The organism is Streptomyces sp. (assembly GCF_031181705.1).
GTDB lineage: Bacteria > Actinomycetota > Actinomycetes > Streptomycetales > Streptomycetaceae > Streptomyces.
Window position 1 is genome coordinate 26,679 of record NZ_JAPSKN010000001.1, and the last position, 13,621, is coordinate 40,299.

At 71.6% G+C, this 13,621-nt stretch carries 11 protein-coding genes and 1 riboswitch; of the genes, 10 read left to right on the forward strand and 1 reads right to left on the reverse strand.

All coding sequences use genetic code 11. The features are described 5' to 3' along the window. Window positions 1–38: 38 nt before the first annotated feature. The 8 genes from shc (at window position 39) to RIN80_RS00165 (ending at window position 9,025) form a co-directional block, all read left to right on the forward strand. Window positions 39–2,033 (forward strand): squalene--hopene cyclase, encoded by a 1,995-nt coding sequence (gene shc / locus RIN80_RS00130; RefSeq protein WP_309093351.1) that lies wholly within the window; start codon window positions 39–41, stop codon window positions 2,031–2,033. Then, the gene (locus RIN80_RS00135; RefSeq protein ID WP_309093352.1) at window positions 2,033–2,674 is read left to right on the forward strand and encodes a 1-hydroxy-2-methyl-2-butenyl 4-diphosphate reductase; all 642 of its coding nucleotides are present in this window, start codon (window positions 2,033–2,035) and stop codon (window positions 2,672–2,674) included. The genes shc and RIN80_RS00135 overlap by 1 nt, the downstream gene beginning before the upstream one ends. A gap of 5 nt (window positions 2,675–2,679) precedes the next feature. Next, complete coding sequence (gene hpnH / locus RIN80_RS00140; protein WP_309093353.1) at window positions 2,680–3,702, forward strand: adenosyl-hopene transferase HpnH; 1,023 nt, start codon at window positions 2,680–2,682, stop codon at window positions 3,700–3,702. A gap of 4 nt (window positions 3,703–3,706) precedes the next feature. Continuing rightward, entirely contained in the window at window positions 3,707–4,864 is a 1,158-nt protein-coding gene (ispG, locus tag RIN80_RS00145) for a flavodoxin-dependent (E)-4-hydroxy-3-methylbut-2-enyl-diphosphate synthase (protein ID WP_309093354.1), read from the forward strand. Window positions 4,865–4,892: 28 nt separating this feature from the next. Further along, window positions 4,893–6,788, forward strand: coding sequence for a 1-deoxy-D-xylulose-5-phosphate synthase (gene dxs / locus RIN80_RS00150; RefSeq protein ID WP_309093355.1), 1,896 nt, complete (start codon window positions 4,893–4,895; stop codon window positions 6,786–6,788). Then, complete coding sequence (locus RIN80_RS00155) at window positions 6,785–8,200, forward strand: aspartate aminotransferase family protein (RefSeq protein ID WP_309093356.1); 1,416 nt, start codon at window positions 6,785–6,787, stop codon at window positions 8,198–8,200. Before dxs ends, RIN80_RS00155 begins: the two co-directional genes overlap by 4 nt. Before the next feature lie 67 nt (window positions 8,201–8,267). After that, window positions 8,268–8,909, forward strand: coding sequence for an XRE family transcriptional regulator (locus tag RIN80_RS00160; RefSeq protein ID WP_309093357.1), 642 nt, complete (start codon window positions 8,268–8,270; stop codon window positions 8,907–8,909). Beyond that, window positions 8,906–9,025 carry a DUF6126 family protein gene (locus RIN80_RS00165; protein ID WP_309093358.1) on the forward strand — a complete coding sequence of 40 codons (120 nt, stop codon included), beginning with the start codon at window positions 8,906–8,908 and terminating at the stop codon, window positions 9,023–9,025. The genes RIN80_RS00160 and RIN80_RS00165 overlap by 4 nt, the downstream gene beginning before the upstream one ends. A gap of 15 nt (window positions 9,026–9,040) precedes the next feature. On the opposite strand, the gene RIN80_RS00170 is transcribed toward RIN80_RS00165, so the two are convergent. Further along, the gene (locus tag RIN80_RS00170; protein WP_309093359.1) at window positions 9,041–9,838 is read right to left on the reverse strand and encodes a tyrosine-protein phosphatase; all 798 of its coding nucleotides are present in this window, start codon (window positions 9,836–9,838) and stop codon (window positions 9,041–9,043) included. A 180-nt stretch (window positions 9,839–10,018) separates the two neighbouring features. Here RIN80_RS00170 and RIN80_RS00175 point away from each other — a divergent pair, with 180 nt between their 5' ends. Together RIN80_RS00175 and RIN80_RS00180 are read left to right on the forward strand one after the other, a co-directional pair. Then, window positions 10,019–12,094 (forward strand): alpha-galactosidase, encoded by a 2,076-nt coding sequence (locus tag RIN80_RS00175; RefSeq protein WP_309093360.1) that lies wholly within the window; start codon window positions 10,019–10,021, stop codon window positions 12,092–12,094. 310 nt (window positions 12,095–12,404) lie between these two features. Beyond that, window positions 12,405–12,567, forward strand: a riboswitch (cyclic di-AMP (ydaO/yuaA leader). 4 nt (window positions 12,568–12,571) lie between these two features. Next, window positions 12,572–13,525 carry a LysM peptidoglycan-binding domain-containing M23 family metallopeptidase gene (locus RIN80_RS00180; RefSeq protein WP_309093361.1) on the forward strand — a complete coding sequence of 318 codons (954 nt, stop codon included), beginning with the start codon at window positions 12,572–12,574 and terminating at the stop codon, window positions 13,523–13,525. Window positions 13,526–13,621 lie beyond the last annotated feature (96 nt).

Sequence of the window (13,621 nt, forward strand, 5' to 3'; positions counted from 1 at the left end):
CAGCTGCACACCTTGCACCACTGCACGAAGGGGAAGCCATGACAGCGACGACCGACGGAAGCACCGGGGCCCTGCCACCCCGCGCCGCCGCGGCCAGCGACACCGACACGCACACCCCCGGGGCGGCCGGGGTGCCCGAAGCCGCCGCCCGCGCCGCCCGGCGGGCCACCGACTTCCTGCTCTCCCGCCAGGACGCCCAGGGCTGGTGGAAGGGCGACCTCGAGACCAACGTCACGATGGACGCCGAGGATCTGCTGCTCCGTCAGTTCCTCGGTATCCGCGACGAGAGGACCACGCAGGCCGCCGCGCTCTTCATCCGCGGCGAGCAGCGCGAGGACGGCACCTGGGCCACCTTCCACGGCGGCCCCGGCGAACTCTCCACCACCATCGAGGCCTACGTCGCCCTCCGCCTGGCCGGGGACGCGCCGGACGCCCCGCACATGGCCAAGGCCTCCGCCTGGATCCGCGCGCGGGGCGGCATCGCCGCCGCCCGGGTCTTCACCCGCATCTGGCTGGCCCTGTTCGGCTGGTGGAAGTGGGAGGACCTGCCCGAACTCCCGCCGGAGCTCATCTTCTTGCCCACGTGGGTGCCGCTCAACATCTACGACTTCGGCTGCTGGGCCCGCCAGACCATCGTCCCGCTGACGGTCGTCTCCGCGAAGCGCCCGGTCCGGCCCGCGCCCTTCCCGCTCGACGAGCTGCACACCGACCCGCGGCACCCGAACCCGGCCAAACCCCTGGCGCCTGCGCTCAGTTGGGACGGCGCCTTCCAGCGGATGGACAGGGGCCTGCACGCCCTGCGGAAGGTCGCTCCGCGCAGACTCCGCGCGGCCGCCATGAGAGGCGCCGCCCGCTGGATCATCGAACGGCAGGAGAACGACGGCTGCTGGGGCGGCATCCAGCCCCCGGCCGTGTACTCGATCATCGCCCTGCACCTGCTCGGCTACGACCTCCAGCACCCGGTGATGCGCGAAGGGCTCGCGTCCCTGGACCGGTTCGCCGTGTGGCGCGAGGACGGGGCCCGGATGATCGAGGCCTGCCAGTCGCCGGTGTGGGACACCTGCCTCGCCGCGATCGCGCTGGTCGACGCCGGACTGCCCGCCGACCACCCGCAGTTGGTGAAGGCGGCCGACTGGATGCTGGGCGAGGAGATCGTCCGGCCCGGCGACTGGTCGGTACGGCGGCCCCAACTGCCGCCCGGCGGTTGGGCGTTCGAGTTCCACAACGACAACTACCCCGACATCGACGACACCGCTGAGGTGATCCTCGCGCTGCGCCGGATCGCCCACCACGACCCGGAGCGGGTCGAGGGGGCCATCGGCCGGGGCCTGCGCTGGACGCTCGGGATGCAGTCGAGGAACGGGGCGTGGGCCGCCTTCGACGCCGACAACACCAGCCCCTTCCCCAACCGGCTGCCGTTCTGCGACTTCGGCGAGGTCATCGACCCGCCCTCCGCCGACGTCACCGCGCACGTCGTCGAGATGCTCGCAGCCGAGGGCCTCGCCCACGACCCGCGCACCCGGCGCGGCATCGAATGGCTGCTGGCCGAACAGGAACCGGACGGTTCCTGGTTCGGGCGCTGGGGCGTCAACTACGTCTACGGCACCGGGTCGGTCGTCCCCGCCCTGGTCGCCGCCGGCATCCCCGCCGCGCACCCGGCGATCCGGCGGGCGGTGGCCTGGCTGGAGTCGGTGCAGAACGACGACGGCGGCTGGGGCGAAGACCTGCGCTCCTACCAGGACGTCGCGCGGTGGAGCGGCAGGGGCGCCTCGACCGCCTCCCAGACGGCCTGGGCGCTGATGGCGCTGCTCGCGGCGGGCGAGCGGAACTCCAAGGCCGTCGAACGCGGCGTCGCGTGGCTCGCCGCCACCCAGCGGGAGGACGGCTCCTGGGACGAGCCCTACTTCACCGGCACCGGCTTCCCCTGGGACTTCTCGATCAACTACCACCTCTACCGCCAGGTCTTCCCGCTGACGGCGCTCGGCCGGTACCTCCACGGGGAACCCCTCGCCGGCCGGGTCAAGGGGGACTGATGGGCGCACAGCCCGGCCCGGCCCCGCTGCTGATCGCCTGCGCGCTCGGCATCGAGCAGTTCGCCCTGCGCGCGGGCGGGCGGGGCGGCGCCGGCGGTCCGGTCACCGTGCTGCGGACCGGTATGGGACCGGCGGCGGCCGAGCGGGCCGTCGCCCGGGTGCTGGCCGGCCCGGCCCTGCGGGACGCCGCCGTGCTGGCCACCGGCTTCTGCGCGGGCCTGGCGCCCGGCATGCACCCCGGTGACCTGGTGGTCGCCGAGGAGACCCGCGACCCACGCTCCACGACCCCCTGCGTCGGGACGGAGCTGCTGGTCGAGGAGCTGGGCCGGGCGGTGCCCGGGCGGACCGTGCACACCGGGCCGCTGACCGGATCCGACCACGTCGTGCGCGGCCACGAGCGGTCCGCCCTGCTCGCGACCGGCGCGATCGCCGTCGACATGGAGTCGGCGGCCACGCTCCTGAGCGCCGTGCGCGCGGGCGAGCGCCCGGTTGCGGCCGTCCGGGTGGTCGTGGACGCTCCTGAACATGAACTCGTCCGGATCGGCACGGTGCGCGGTGGAATATCAGCTTTCCGTGTTCTTCGCTCGGTCCTTCCCGCTTTCTTCGAATGGCACCGTTCCTTGCTGCTCCCCAGGAGGTGAGCCAGATGGCCATGCCGCTCCGACAGTCCATCAAGGTCGCTACGTACTTGGCTGAACAGAAGCTCCGGCGGCGGGACAAGTTCCCCCTGATCGTCGAGTTGGAGCCGCTGTTCGCCTGCAACCTCAAGTGCGAGGGCTGCGGCAAGATCCAGCATCCGGCCGGGGTGCTCAAACAGCGGATGCCGGTCGCCCAGGCGGTGGGGGCGGTCATGGAGTCCGGCGCCCCCATGGTGTCCATCGCCGGCGGCGAGCCGCTGATGCACCCGCAGATCGACGAGATCGTGCGTCAGCTCGTGGCCAAGCGCAAATACGTCTTCCTCTGCACCAACGCCATGCTGCTGCGCAAGAAGATGGACAAGTTCACGCCGTCGCCCTACTTCGCCTTCGCGGTGCACATCGACGGACTGCGCGAGCGGCACGACGAGTCCGTGGCCAAGGAGGGCGTGTTCGACGAGGCGGTGGAGGCGATCAAGGAGGCCAAGCGGCGCGGCTTCCGGGTCACCACCAACTCCACCTTCTTCAACACCGACACCCCGCAGACCATCGTCGAGGTGCTGAACTTCCTCAACGACGACCTCCAGGTCGACGAGATGATGATCTCTCCCGCCTACGCCTACGAGAAGGCCCCCGACCAGGAGCACTTCCTCGGCGTGGAGCAGACCCGGGAGCTGTTCAAGAAGGCGTTCGCGGGCGGCAACCGGCGACGCTGGCGGCTCAACCACTCCCCGCTCTTCCTGGACTTCCTGGAGGGCAAGGTCGACTTCCCGTGCACGGCGTGGGCGATCCCGAACTACTCCCTCTTCGGCTGGCAGCGCCCCTGCTACCTGATGAGCGACGGGTACGTGCCGACCTACCGGGAGCTGGTCGAGGAGACCGACTGGGACAAGTACGGCCGCGGCAAGGACCCGCGCTGCGCCAACTGCATGGCGCACTGCGGCTACGAGCCCACCGCCGTCCTGGCCACCATGGGGTCGCTGAAGGAGTCCCTGCGCGCCATGCGCGAGACGGTTTCCGGGAACCGGGAGTGAGGACATGACGGCCATCGCGCTGGGCGTCCCCGAGGTGCCCCTCCGGCCGGTCGCCCGGCGGCGCGCGTCGCGGCGGATCCAGGTCGGTACGGTGCCGGTCGGGGGCGGGGCCCCGGTGTCGGTGCAGTCGATGACGACGACCCGCACCTCGGACGTCGGCGCCACGTTGCAGCAGATCGCCGAGCTCACCGCGTCCGGCTGCCAGATCGTCCGGGTCGCCTGCCCCACGCAGGACGACGCGGACGCGCTGGCGACCATCGCCCGCAAGTCGCAGATCCCGGTGATCGCCGACATCCACTTCCAGCCGAAGTACGTGTTCGCAGCCATCGAGGCGGGCTGCGCCGCCGTCCGCGTCAACCCGGGCAACATCAAGCAGTTCGACGACCGGGTCGGGGAGATCGCCCGGGCGGCCAGGGACCACGGCACCCCGATCAGGATCGGCGTCAACGCCGGATCGCTGGACCGCAGGCTGCTGCAGAAGTACGGCAGGGCCACCCCGGAGGCGCTCGTGGAGAGCGCGTTGTGGGAGGCCTCGCTGTTCGAGGAACACGACTTCCGCGACCTCAAGATCTCCGTCAAGCACAACGACCCGGTCGTGATGATCGAGGCCTACCGGCAGCTCGCCGAGCAGTGCGACTACCCGCTGCACCTCGGCGTGACCGAGGCCGGACCGGCGTTCCAGGGCACGGTCAAGTCGGCGGTGGCGTTCGGGGCGCTGCTGTCGCGGGGCATCGGCGACACGATCCGGGTGTCGCTGAGCGCGCCGCCGGTCGAGGAGGTCAAGGCCGGCATCCAGATCCTGCAGTCGCTGGGGCTCAGGGAACGCCGGCTGGAGATCGTCTCCTGCCCCTCCTGCGGACGCGCCCAGGTCGACGTGTACAAGCTGGCCGAGGAGGTCACGGCCGGGTTGGAGGGCATGGAGGTGCCGCTGCGCGTCGCCGTCATGGGGTGCGTGGTCAACGGGCCCGGCGAGGCGCGGGAGGCCGATCTGGGGGTGGCCTCCGGCAACGGCAAGGGGCAGATCTTCGTGAAGGGCGAGGTCGTCACGACCGTCCCCGAGTCGAGGATCGTCGAGACGCTGATCGACGAGGCGATGAAGCTCGCCGAGCAGATGGAGCAGGACGGCGTGGGGCCGGGGGAGCCGGCCGTCACCGTGAGCTGAGCAGCACGGAACCGAAGGGGGCCCGAGCGTGACGATTCTGGAGAGCATCCGGGGACCACGCGACCTGAAGGCGCTGTCCGAGGCCGAACTGGGGGAACTGTCCGACGAGATCAGGGAGTTCCTGGTGCACGCGGTCGCCAGAACCGGCGGCCATCTGGGACCCAATCTGGGCGTGGTGGAACTGACCGTCGCCCTGCACCGGGTCTTCGAGTCGCCGGCCGACCGCATCCTGTGGGACACCGGCCACCAGAGCTACGTGCACAAGCTGCTGACCGGGCGCCAGGACTTCTCCAAGCTGCGCGGCAAGGGCGGCCTGTCCGGCTACCCCTCGCGTGAGGAGTCCGAGCACGACGTCATCGAGAACAGCCACGCCTCCACGGCGCTCGGCTGGGCCGACGGCCTCGCCAAGGCCCGCCAGGTGCAGGGGGAGAAGGGGCACGTCGTCGCGGTCGTCGGCGACGGCGCCCTCACCGGCGGCATGGCCTGGGAGGCCCTGAACAACATCGCGGCCGCAAGGAACCGTCCGCTGATCATCGTCGTCAACGACAACGAGCGCTCCTACGCGCCGACCATCGGCGGTCTCGCCGACCACCTCGCGACGCTGCGCACCACCGACGGCTACGAACGGGTCCTCGCCTGGGGCAGGGACGTGCTCCAGGCCACCCCGCTGGTCGGCACCACCCTCTACGAGGCCCTGCACGGCGCCAAGAAGGGCTTCAAGGACGCGTTCGCCCCCCAGGGCCTCTTCGAGGACCTGGGACTGAAATACGTCGGCCCGATCGACGGACACGACATCGGGGCCGTGGAGTCCGCGCTGCGCCGCGCCAAGCGCTTCCACGGGCCGGTCCTCGTGCACTGCCTCACGGAGAAGGGCCGCGGCTACGAACCCGCCCTCGCGCACGAGGAGGACCACTTCCACACCGTCGGCGTGATGGACCCGCTGACCTGCGCGCCCCTCTCGCCCGCCGGCGGCCCGTCCTGGACGTCCGTGTTCGGCGACGAGATGGTCCGGATCGGTGAGGAGCGCGCGGACGTCGTGGCGATAACCGCCGCCATGCTGCACCCGGTGGGTCTCGGCCGGTTCGCCGAGCGGTTCCCGGACCGGGTGTGGGACGTCGGGATCGCCGAGCAGCACGCGGCCGTCTCCGCGGCAGGGCTGGCGACGGGCGGCCTGCACCCGGTCGTCGCCGTCTACGCCACCTTCCTCAACCGCGCCTTCGACCAGCTCCTGATGGACGTGGCCCTGCACCGCTGCGGGGTGACCTTCGTCCTGGACCGGGCCGGGGTCACCGGCGTGGACGGGGCCTCCCACAACGGCATGTGGGACCTGTCCGTCCTCCAGGTCGTCCCGGGCCTGCGCATCGCCGCGCCGCGCGACGCGGAGCAGCTGCGGGCCCAGTTGCGCGAGGCGGTCGCCGTCGACGACGCGCCGACCCTGGTGCGCTTCCCCAAGGAGTCGGTGGGCCCGGACGTCCCCGCCGTCGACCGCGTGGGCGGACTGGACGTGCTGCACCGTGCGCCCGGGCCGCGGGTGCTGCTGGTGGCCGTGGGCGTGATGGCGTCCGTCTGCCTCCAGGCCGCCGAACTGCTGGAAGCCCGCGGCATCGGCTGCACCGTCGTCGACCCGCGCTGGGTCAAGCCCGTCGACCCGGCACTGCCCGCACTCGCCGCCGAGCACCGCATGGTCGCCGTCGTCGAGGACAACAGCCGGGCGGCCGGGGTCGGCTCGGCCGTGGCACTGGCCCTCGGGGACGCAGAAGTGGACGTGCCCGTACGGCGGTTCGGCATCCCGGAGCAGTTCCTCGCGCACGCCAAGCGCGCCGAGGTGCTCGCCGACATCGGCCTGACGCCCGTCGAGATCGCCGGACGGATCAGCGCGAGCCTCACCGTGAAGAAAGAGCTGTCCAAGGAGCCACAGGAATGACAACCGCCGAATCCGCGTCGGAGTCGTCGCGGGCCGCAGAGTTCGACCTCGGCAGGCTGCTGGCCGAGCGCGGGGCCGAGCGCTACGAGCTGCACAGCCGGTACCTCAACCACCAGCTGCCGCGCATGCTGCACACCATCGGCTTCGACAAGGTCTACGAGCGCGCCGAGGGCGCCTACTTCTACGACGCGGACGGCAACGACTACCTGGACATGCTCGCCGGGTTCGGGGTGATGGGGCTCGGCCGCCACCACCCCGTGATCCGCAAGGCGCTGCACGACGTGCTGGACGCCTCTCTCGCCGACCTCACCCGGTTCGACTGCCAGCCGCTGCCCGGACTGCTCGCGGAGAAGCTGCTGGCGCACAGCCCGCACCTGGACCGGGTGTTCTTCGGCAACAGCGGCACCGAGGCCGTCGAGGGTGCCCTGAAGTTCGCCCGGTTCGCCACCGGCCGTCCCAGAATCCTGTACTGCGCGCACGCCTTCCACGGCCTGACCACCGGCTCCCTCTCCGTCAACGGCGAGTCCGCCTTCCGCGACGGCTTCGCCCCGCTGCTGCCCGACACGGCCGTGCCGCTCGGCGACCTCGACGCGCTGGAGCGGGAGCTGCGGAAGGGCGACGTCGCCGCCCTGATCGTCGAGCCCATCCAGGGCAAGGGCGTGCTGCAGGCCCCGCCCGGTTACCTGCTCGCCGCCCAGGAGCTGCTGCACCGGCACAAGGCGCTGCTCATCGCCGACGAGGTGCAGACGGGCCTCGGCCGGACCGGCGACTTCTACGGCTACCAGCACGAGGACGGGGTGGAACCCGACCTGGTGTGCGTGGCCAAGGCGCTGTCCGGCGGCTACGTGCCGGTCGGCGCCACGCTCGGCAAGGACTGGATCTTCAGGAAGGTCTACTCGTCCATGGACCGGGTGCTGGTCCACTCGGCGAGCTTCGGCTCGAACGCGCAGGCCATGGCGGCGGGCCTCGCCGTGCTGTCGGTGATGGAGAACGAGCAGATCGTCGCAGGCGTCCGGGCCACCGGGGAGCGGCTGAGGACCCGGCTCGCGGCGCTGACGGACCGGTACGAGATGCTCGCCGACGTCCGCGGCCGGGGCCTGATGATCGGCATCGAGTTCGGCCGGCCGAAGTCGCTGAAGCTGCGCAGCCGGTGGACCATGCTCCAGGCCGCGCGCAAGGGACTGTTCGCGCAGATGGTGGTGGTGCCGCTGCTGCAGCGGCACCGGATCCTCACCCAGGTCTCCGGTGACCACATGGAGGTGATCAAGCTGATCCCGCCGCTGATCATCGGGGAGCGGGAGGTGGACCGGTTCGTCGACGCGTTCACGGCCGTGATGGACGACGCTCACGACGGCGGACTGGTGTGGGATTTCGGCAAGACGCTCGTCAAGCAGGCGGTCGCCAACCGGTGAGACGACTCCTCTTTGCCTCAGAGGCAAAAAATTTGCCGCTGAGGCAAGACTTCGGCTGAATGGAGCCATGAGCTCCTCCGAGACCGAGCGGCCCCCCGGGGCCGACTCGCCGGCCGACCCGGCCGGTGCGCTGCCCGCGGTCGCGCCGCAGCTGCGGGCCCTGCGGCGCCAGGCCTCCCTGACCCTGGAGGCCGCGGCCCGCGCCGCCGGACTGTCGCCCGCCCACCTCTCCCGTCTGGAGACCGGGCAGCGCCAGCCCTCGCTGCCGATGCTGCTCACGCTCGCCCGCGTCTACGGTACGACCGTCTCCGAGCTGCTCGGTGAGACCGTCGCCGGCCGGGACGCCGTCGTGCGCGCGGCCGACATGGAACCCACCGCTGCGGGCGGCTGGACGTACTGGCAGGCCGGCGCCTCCGGTCGCGGGATGCAGGCCCTGCGGGTCCACGTCCCGTACGGCTCCCAGGGCGACATCGTGCGCGTCCACCCCGGCGAGGAGTGGCTGCACGTCCTGCGGGGCCGGCTTCGGCTGCGCCTGGGGGACACCACGCACCGGCTGGCGGCCGGCGACAGCGCCCACTTCGACTCGCTCACCCCGCACCGCATCGCCGCCGAGGACCACGACGGCGTCGACCTGCTGTTCGTCCACACCCTGCTGCAGAGCCCCACGGCCGCCCTGTGCCTGGGGCCGGCCCCCGGAGACGCGTCATGAGCGACATGGAGGAGAAGTTCCCCCGCGCCCTGTGGGTCCGGCTGCTCGTCTACCTCATCCTGGGGCACGTCTTCGCCGCGTTCGTCTACCTGCTGTTCGAAGTGGGCGCCAAGTAGCCGCCGGGCGGTGCCTCAGTCGAGGAGCCGCTCGCGCAGCCGCTCCCGGCTCTGCGGGGAGAGCTTCAGGCCCTTCTCCAGGTAGGGGTCGACGCCGCCCCAGGTCTCCTCGATGGTGTCGAAGGCGGCCGTCAGGTACTCGGCGCGCGCGTCGAACAGCGGGCTGAGCAGCTCCATGACCTCGGGGGAGTAGGCCGAGGCGTGCGAGCTGCTGCGGTGCACCTTGTAGCGGCGGTGCTTGGCGTTCGACTTCAGGTAGTCCTCGACGATGGCGTCCCGCTCGACGCCCAGGGCCAGCAGCGTCACCGCGATGGACAGGCCCGCGCGGTCCTTGCCCGCCGCGCAGTGCATCAGCGCGGGGACGCTGTCCTCGGCGAGCGCGTGCAGCACCCGGGAGTGCTCCGCGGTGCGGTCCTTGATGATCATGCGGTAGGACGCGATCATCCGGTCCGCGCCCTTGCCGTCCGCGAGGATCGCGCGCAGCTGGTCCAGGTCGCCGTCGCGGACCATCTTCCAGAACTCGGCGCCGTCGGCCGGGTCGCTCAGCGGCAGGTTCACATTGCGCACGCCCGGCAGCTCGATGTCCGGGCCTTCGAGCTTCTGGTCCGCGGCGTTGCGGAAGTCGAAGACCGTGTGCAGACCCAGCGTGGCCAGGAAGGCGGCGTCCTCCCCGGTCGCGTGCGCCAGGTGGCCGCTGCGGAACAGCACGCCCTGCCGCACCCGCCGTCCGTCCACGGTCGGCAGTCCGCCCACGTCGCGGAAGTTGCGCACTCCGGCCAGCTCGGGCTCGGTCGACGGGACCTGCTGTGTCACCTGGGCTCCTCCCCATCGGCGTCGCCGACGCGGGCTCGTCGGCGGGCACCACTCGACCATACGACATGCCTGGCAGGGGCAATGAGTCGTCCACAGGCGTTGCCCGGAGCGCCCGCCGCCCTCGATGATGTTGCTGCTTGATCGCACCTGGTCGCGCGTGTGGGAATCCGTGGGGGCTCGATGCTGGACATCTCCGAGGACGGGCGTACCTGGGTTCTCTCCGGGCCGGCCAGCAGCTACGCCCTCCATGTCACCGACCGGCATGAACTGCTGCACCTGCACTGGGGCCCCCGGATCGCCCTCGCCGACGCCGAGGCCCTCGCCGCGCGCCCGCTGCCGGAGTACTGGCCCTTCGAGTCCCCGCTCGACGGCCGCGAGGAGTACCCGGCCGAGGGCGGCCCCCGGTTCGTCCGCCCCGCCCTGTCCGTGCGCACCGCCGGGCGGCGCGGCACCGAGTGGGTCCACGAGGGACACGACACCGAGGACGGCGAGCTGCGCCTGCGCTTCCGTGACGACGGCCTGACCATCACCCTGCACTACCGGATGCGCCCCTGCTCGGACGTCGTCGAGCGCTGGGTGACCCTGGACAACCGGGGGCCGCAGGCCGAGGTGCTGCGCGCCGACTCCGCCACCTGGACCCTGCCCGACCGCGGCACCTGGCGGCTGTCCCAGCTGCACGGCCGCTGGGGCGCCGAATCCCGGCTGGTGCGCTCCGAACTGACCTACGGGGAGAAGGTGATCGGCAGCAGGCGCGGCCACACCGGCCACCAGCACCTGCCCTGGGTAGCCCTCGACACCGGCGCGACCGAGGAGCACGGCGAGGTCTACGGCTGCGCACTGGGCTGGTCCGGCTCCTGGCGGATCTCCGTGGCGCAGCTCCCCGACGCGCGCGTGCAGATCACCGGCGGCGCCGGCCACGACGAGTCGGGCCTGCTGGCGCTGGGCACGGGCGAGTCGTACACGACCCCCGTCTTCGCCGGGCTGTGGAGCGACGGCGGCTTCGGCGGGGCGAGCCGCGCCTGGCACGCCTACCAGCGGGCGTACGTGATCCCGGACGCCGGGCAGGACCGGCCGGTGCTGTTCAACTCCTGGGAGGCCACCGGGTTCGACATCTCCGAGGAGCAGCAGCGGGCACTCGCCGAGCGGGCCGCCGCCCTGGGGGTCGAGCTGTTCGTCGTCGACGACGGCTGGTTCGGGACGCGCACCAGCGACCGGGCCGGGCTCGGCGACTGGACGCCCAACCCCGACCGCTTCCCCGGCGGCCTGAAGCCGCTCGCCGACCATGTGCACGGCCTCGGTATGCGGTTCGGCATCTGGGTCGAGCCCGAGATGGTGAACCCGGACAGCGACCTGTACCGCGCCCACCCGGACTGGGTGCAGTACCAACCAGGACGAAACCGGACGGAGTTCCGCAATCAGCTGGTGCTGAACCTGGCCCGGGAGGACGTCCAGGAGTACCTGTGGGAGCGGCTCGACGGGCTCCTCTCCAGCGCCCCGATCGACTACGTCAAGTGGGACTTCAACCGCTGCTTCACCGACGCCGGCTGGCCCGGTGACCCCTACCCGCAGCGGCTCTGGGTCGACCACGTCCGCGCCCTGTACGCCCTGCTGGACCGGTTGCGGGCCGCTCACCCGGGCGTGGCCTTCGAGTCCTGCTCGGGCGGCGGCGGCCGGATCGACCTCGGCGTGCTGAGCCGTACGGACCAGGTGTGGACCTCCGACAACACCGACCCGCTCGACCGGCTCGCCATCCAGCACGGCTTCAGCCAGATCCATCCCGCGCGCGTGATGGCCGCCTGGGTCACCGACAGCCCGAACGCCATGCTCAACCACCGGGCCAGTTCCCTGCGGTTCCGGTTCGTCAGCGCCATGGCCGGGGTGCTCGGGGTCGGCGGCGACCTCACGAAGTGGGCGGAGGAGGAGCTCGCCGAGGCGCGGGAGTGGGTCGGGCGCTACAAGGAGATCCGCCCCGTGGTGCAGCGCGGTGACCTCTACCGGCTGCGGCCCCCGGAGGGCGGACTGAGCGCCGTGCAGTACGTCCTCGGCGACGAGACCGTCGTCCTCGCCTGGCTCCAGGCGCAGCGCTACGGCGAGCCCGTTCCGGCGCTCCGGCTGCGCGGTGTCGATCCGACGGCAACGTACGAATGTCTCGAAACGGGCGAACTGCACCGAGGGGCCGTCCTGCTGCACCACGGGCTGCGGGTCGGCCTGTGCGGAGACCTGGACGCCGCCGTGGTCCGCCTTAAGCGGAAGTAGCCCTTCTTGTCCGAATAAGGCGCTTCAGTCGCTTCGTCATAACGTGCCCCGGTCGTAAAGGAGATGGGGCCGGGGCGCGTGACCATCGTCATATCCGTGACGATGCGTTGTCGCCATGTGCACGTAATAAGGGCGTTGTTCAGGGCGATTGAGGAAATCCGGAGATCCGCAATCCACGCTCGGTGACGGGAAATGTGCCGACGCGTCGAGGAAAACGCCTTCACAGGCAACCGCAAGCTTGTCCCGTCGCGTCCTGGTCGCTTACGTTCCACACCAATCCGGACGGACGCCTAATCCTGCCGCCGCCCGGAGCCCGCACACACTGACCCGACGTACGGCAGGAGCGGGGGACCCACAGGTAAGACGCCTGTTCCGGTTCCCGGAACGGGCTTGGGGTTAAGCCGCGCCTTGGCGCGGCCGGGCATCTCCAGCCCGCACCCGACAGCTCACCTCGCAGGCGACGGAGAGGAATTCGTCATGCCCGCCAAGGGTAAGCATCGCCGCCCCAAGACCCAGCGTTTCAGCCGCTCCATCGCCGTCGCCGGAACGGGTGGAGCCGCTCTCGCCCTTCCCCTCATGGGGGCCGTCGGCGCCCACGCCGCCACCCCGCAGTCGGCTCCGGAAAAGGCCGTCCAGGCCGCCCCGGCCGCCGGGAAGAAGGCCGCGGAAAAGGCCACCGGCGCGCGCACCTACACGGTGAGGGCCGGCGACTATCTCGCGAAGATCGCCGACGACCAGAACGTCAGTGGCGGCTGGAAGAAGCTCTACTCCGACAACCGGGACGCCGTCGGCGACGACCCGTCGCTGATCCACCCGGGCCTGAAGCTCACCCTCGGCAAGAAGGCCGCCGCGAGCGCCCCCGAGGCGTCCGCGCCGTCCGCGCCGAAGGCCTCGGCCGAGAAGGCGGAGAAGGAGTCCGCGGAGAAGTCCGCGAAGAAGTCCTCGTCCGCCGGATCGTCCGCCGGGACGGAGACCGCGGCGAAGCCGGCCGCCGCCAAGCCGGCCGCCCAGAGCAACGCCGGCGGTTACAGCTCGCCGGTGGACGGCGCCACCGTCGGCACCCCGTACCGCATGTCCGGCAGCATGTGGTCCAGCGGCTACCACACCGGCGTCGACTTCGTCGTCCCGACCGGCACCTCCCTCAAGGCCGTCGGCGCGGGCACGGTCGTCTCCGCCGGGTGGGGCGGCGCGTACGGCAACCAGGTCGTCATCAAGCTGAACGACGGCCACTACGCCCAGTACGCCCACCTGTCCCAGCTGTCCGTCTCGGCCGGCCAGACCGTGACGGCCGGGCAGCAGGTCGGCCTGTCCGGCGCCACCGGCAACGTCACCGGACCGCACCTGCACTTCGAGATCCGCACCGCCCCGGGCTACGGCTCGGACGTGGACCCGGTCGCCTTCCTGCGCTCCCACGGCGTCTCCGTCGGCTGACCGATCGCGCCACCAGCTGCCCGGCATGGCTGATACGCCTGGCACGCACCGAAGGCCGGACCCCGGGGAACGGGGTCCGGCCTTCGGTGTGCGCGT

Coding starts and splice junctions, on each gene's coding strand:
- RIN80_RS00135 (WP_309093352.1), top strand. CDS start 2,033: ATGGGCGCACAGCCCGGCCCGGCCCCGCTGCTGATCGCCTGCGCGCTC.
- RIN80_RS00165 (WP_309093358.1), top strand. CDS start 8,906: ATGAGCGACATGGAGGAGAAGTTCCCCCGCGCCCTGTGGGTCCGGCTG.
- RIN80_RS00155 (WP_309093356.1), top strand. CDS start 6,785: ATGACAACCGCCGAATCCGCGTCGGAGTCGTCGCGGGCCGCAGAGTTC.
- ispG (WP_309093354.1), top strand. CDS start 3,707: ATGACGGCCATCGCGCTGGGCGTCCCCGAGGTGCCCCTCCGGCCGGTC.
- RIN80_RS00160 (WP_309093357.1), top strand. CDS start 8,268: ATGAGCTCCTCCGAGACCGAGCGGCCCCCCGGGGCCGACTCGCCGGCC.
- shc (WP_309093351.1), top strand. CDS start 39: ATGACAGCGACGACCGACGGAAGCACCGGGGCCCTGCCACCCCGCGCC.
- hpnH (WP_309093353.1), top strand. CDS start 2,680: ATGGCCATGCCGCTCCGACAGTCCATCAAGGTCGCTACGTACTTGGCT.
- RIN80_RS00175 (WP_309093360.1), top strand. CDS start 10,019: ATGCTGGACATCTCCGAGGACGGGCGTACCTGGGTTCTCTCCGGGCCG.
- RIN80_RS00180 (WP_309093361.1), top strand. CDS start 12,572: ATGCCCGCCAAGGGTAAGCATCGCCGCCCCAAGACCCAGCGTTTCAGC.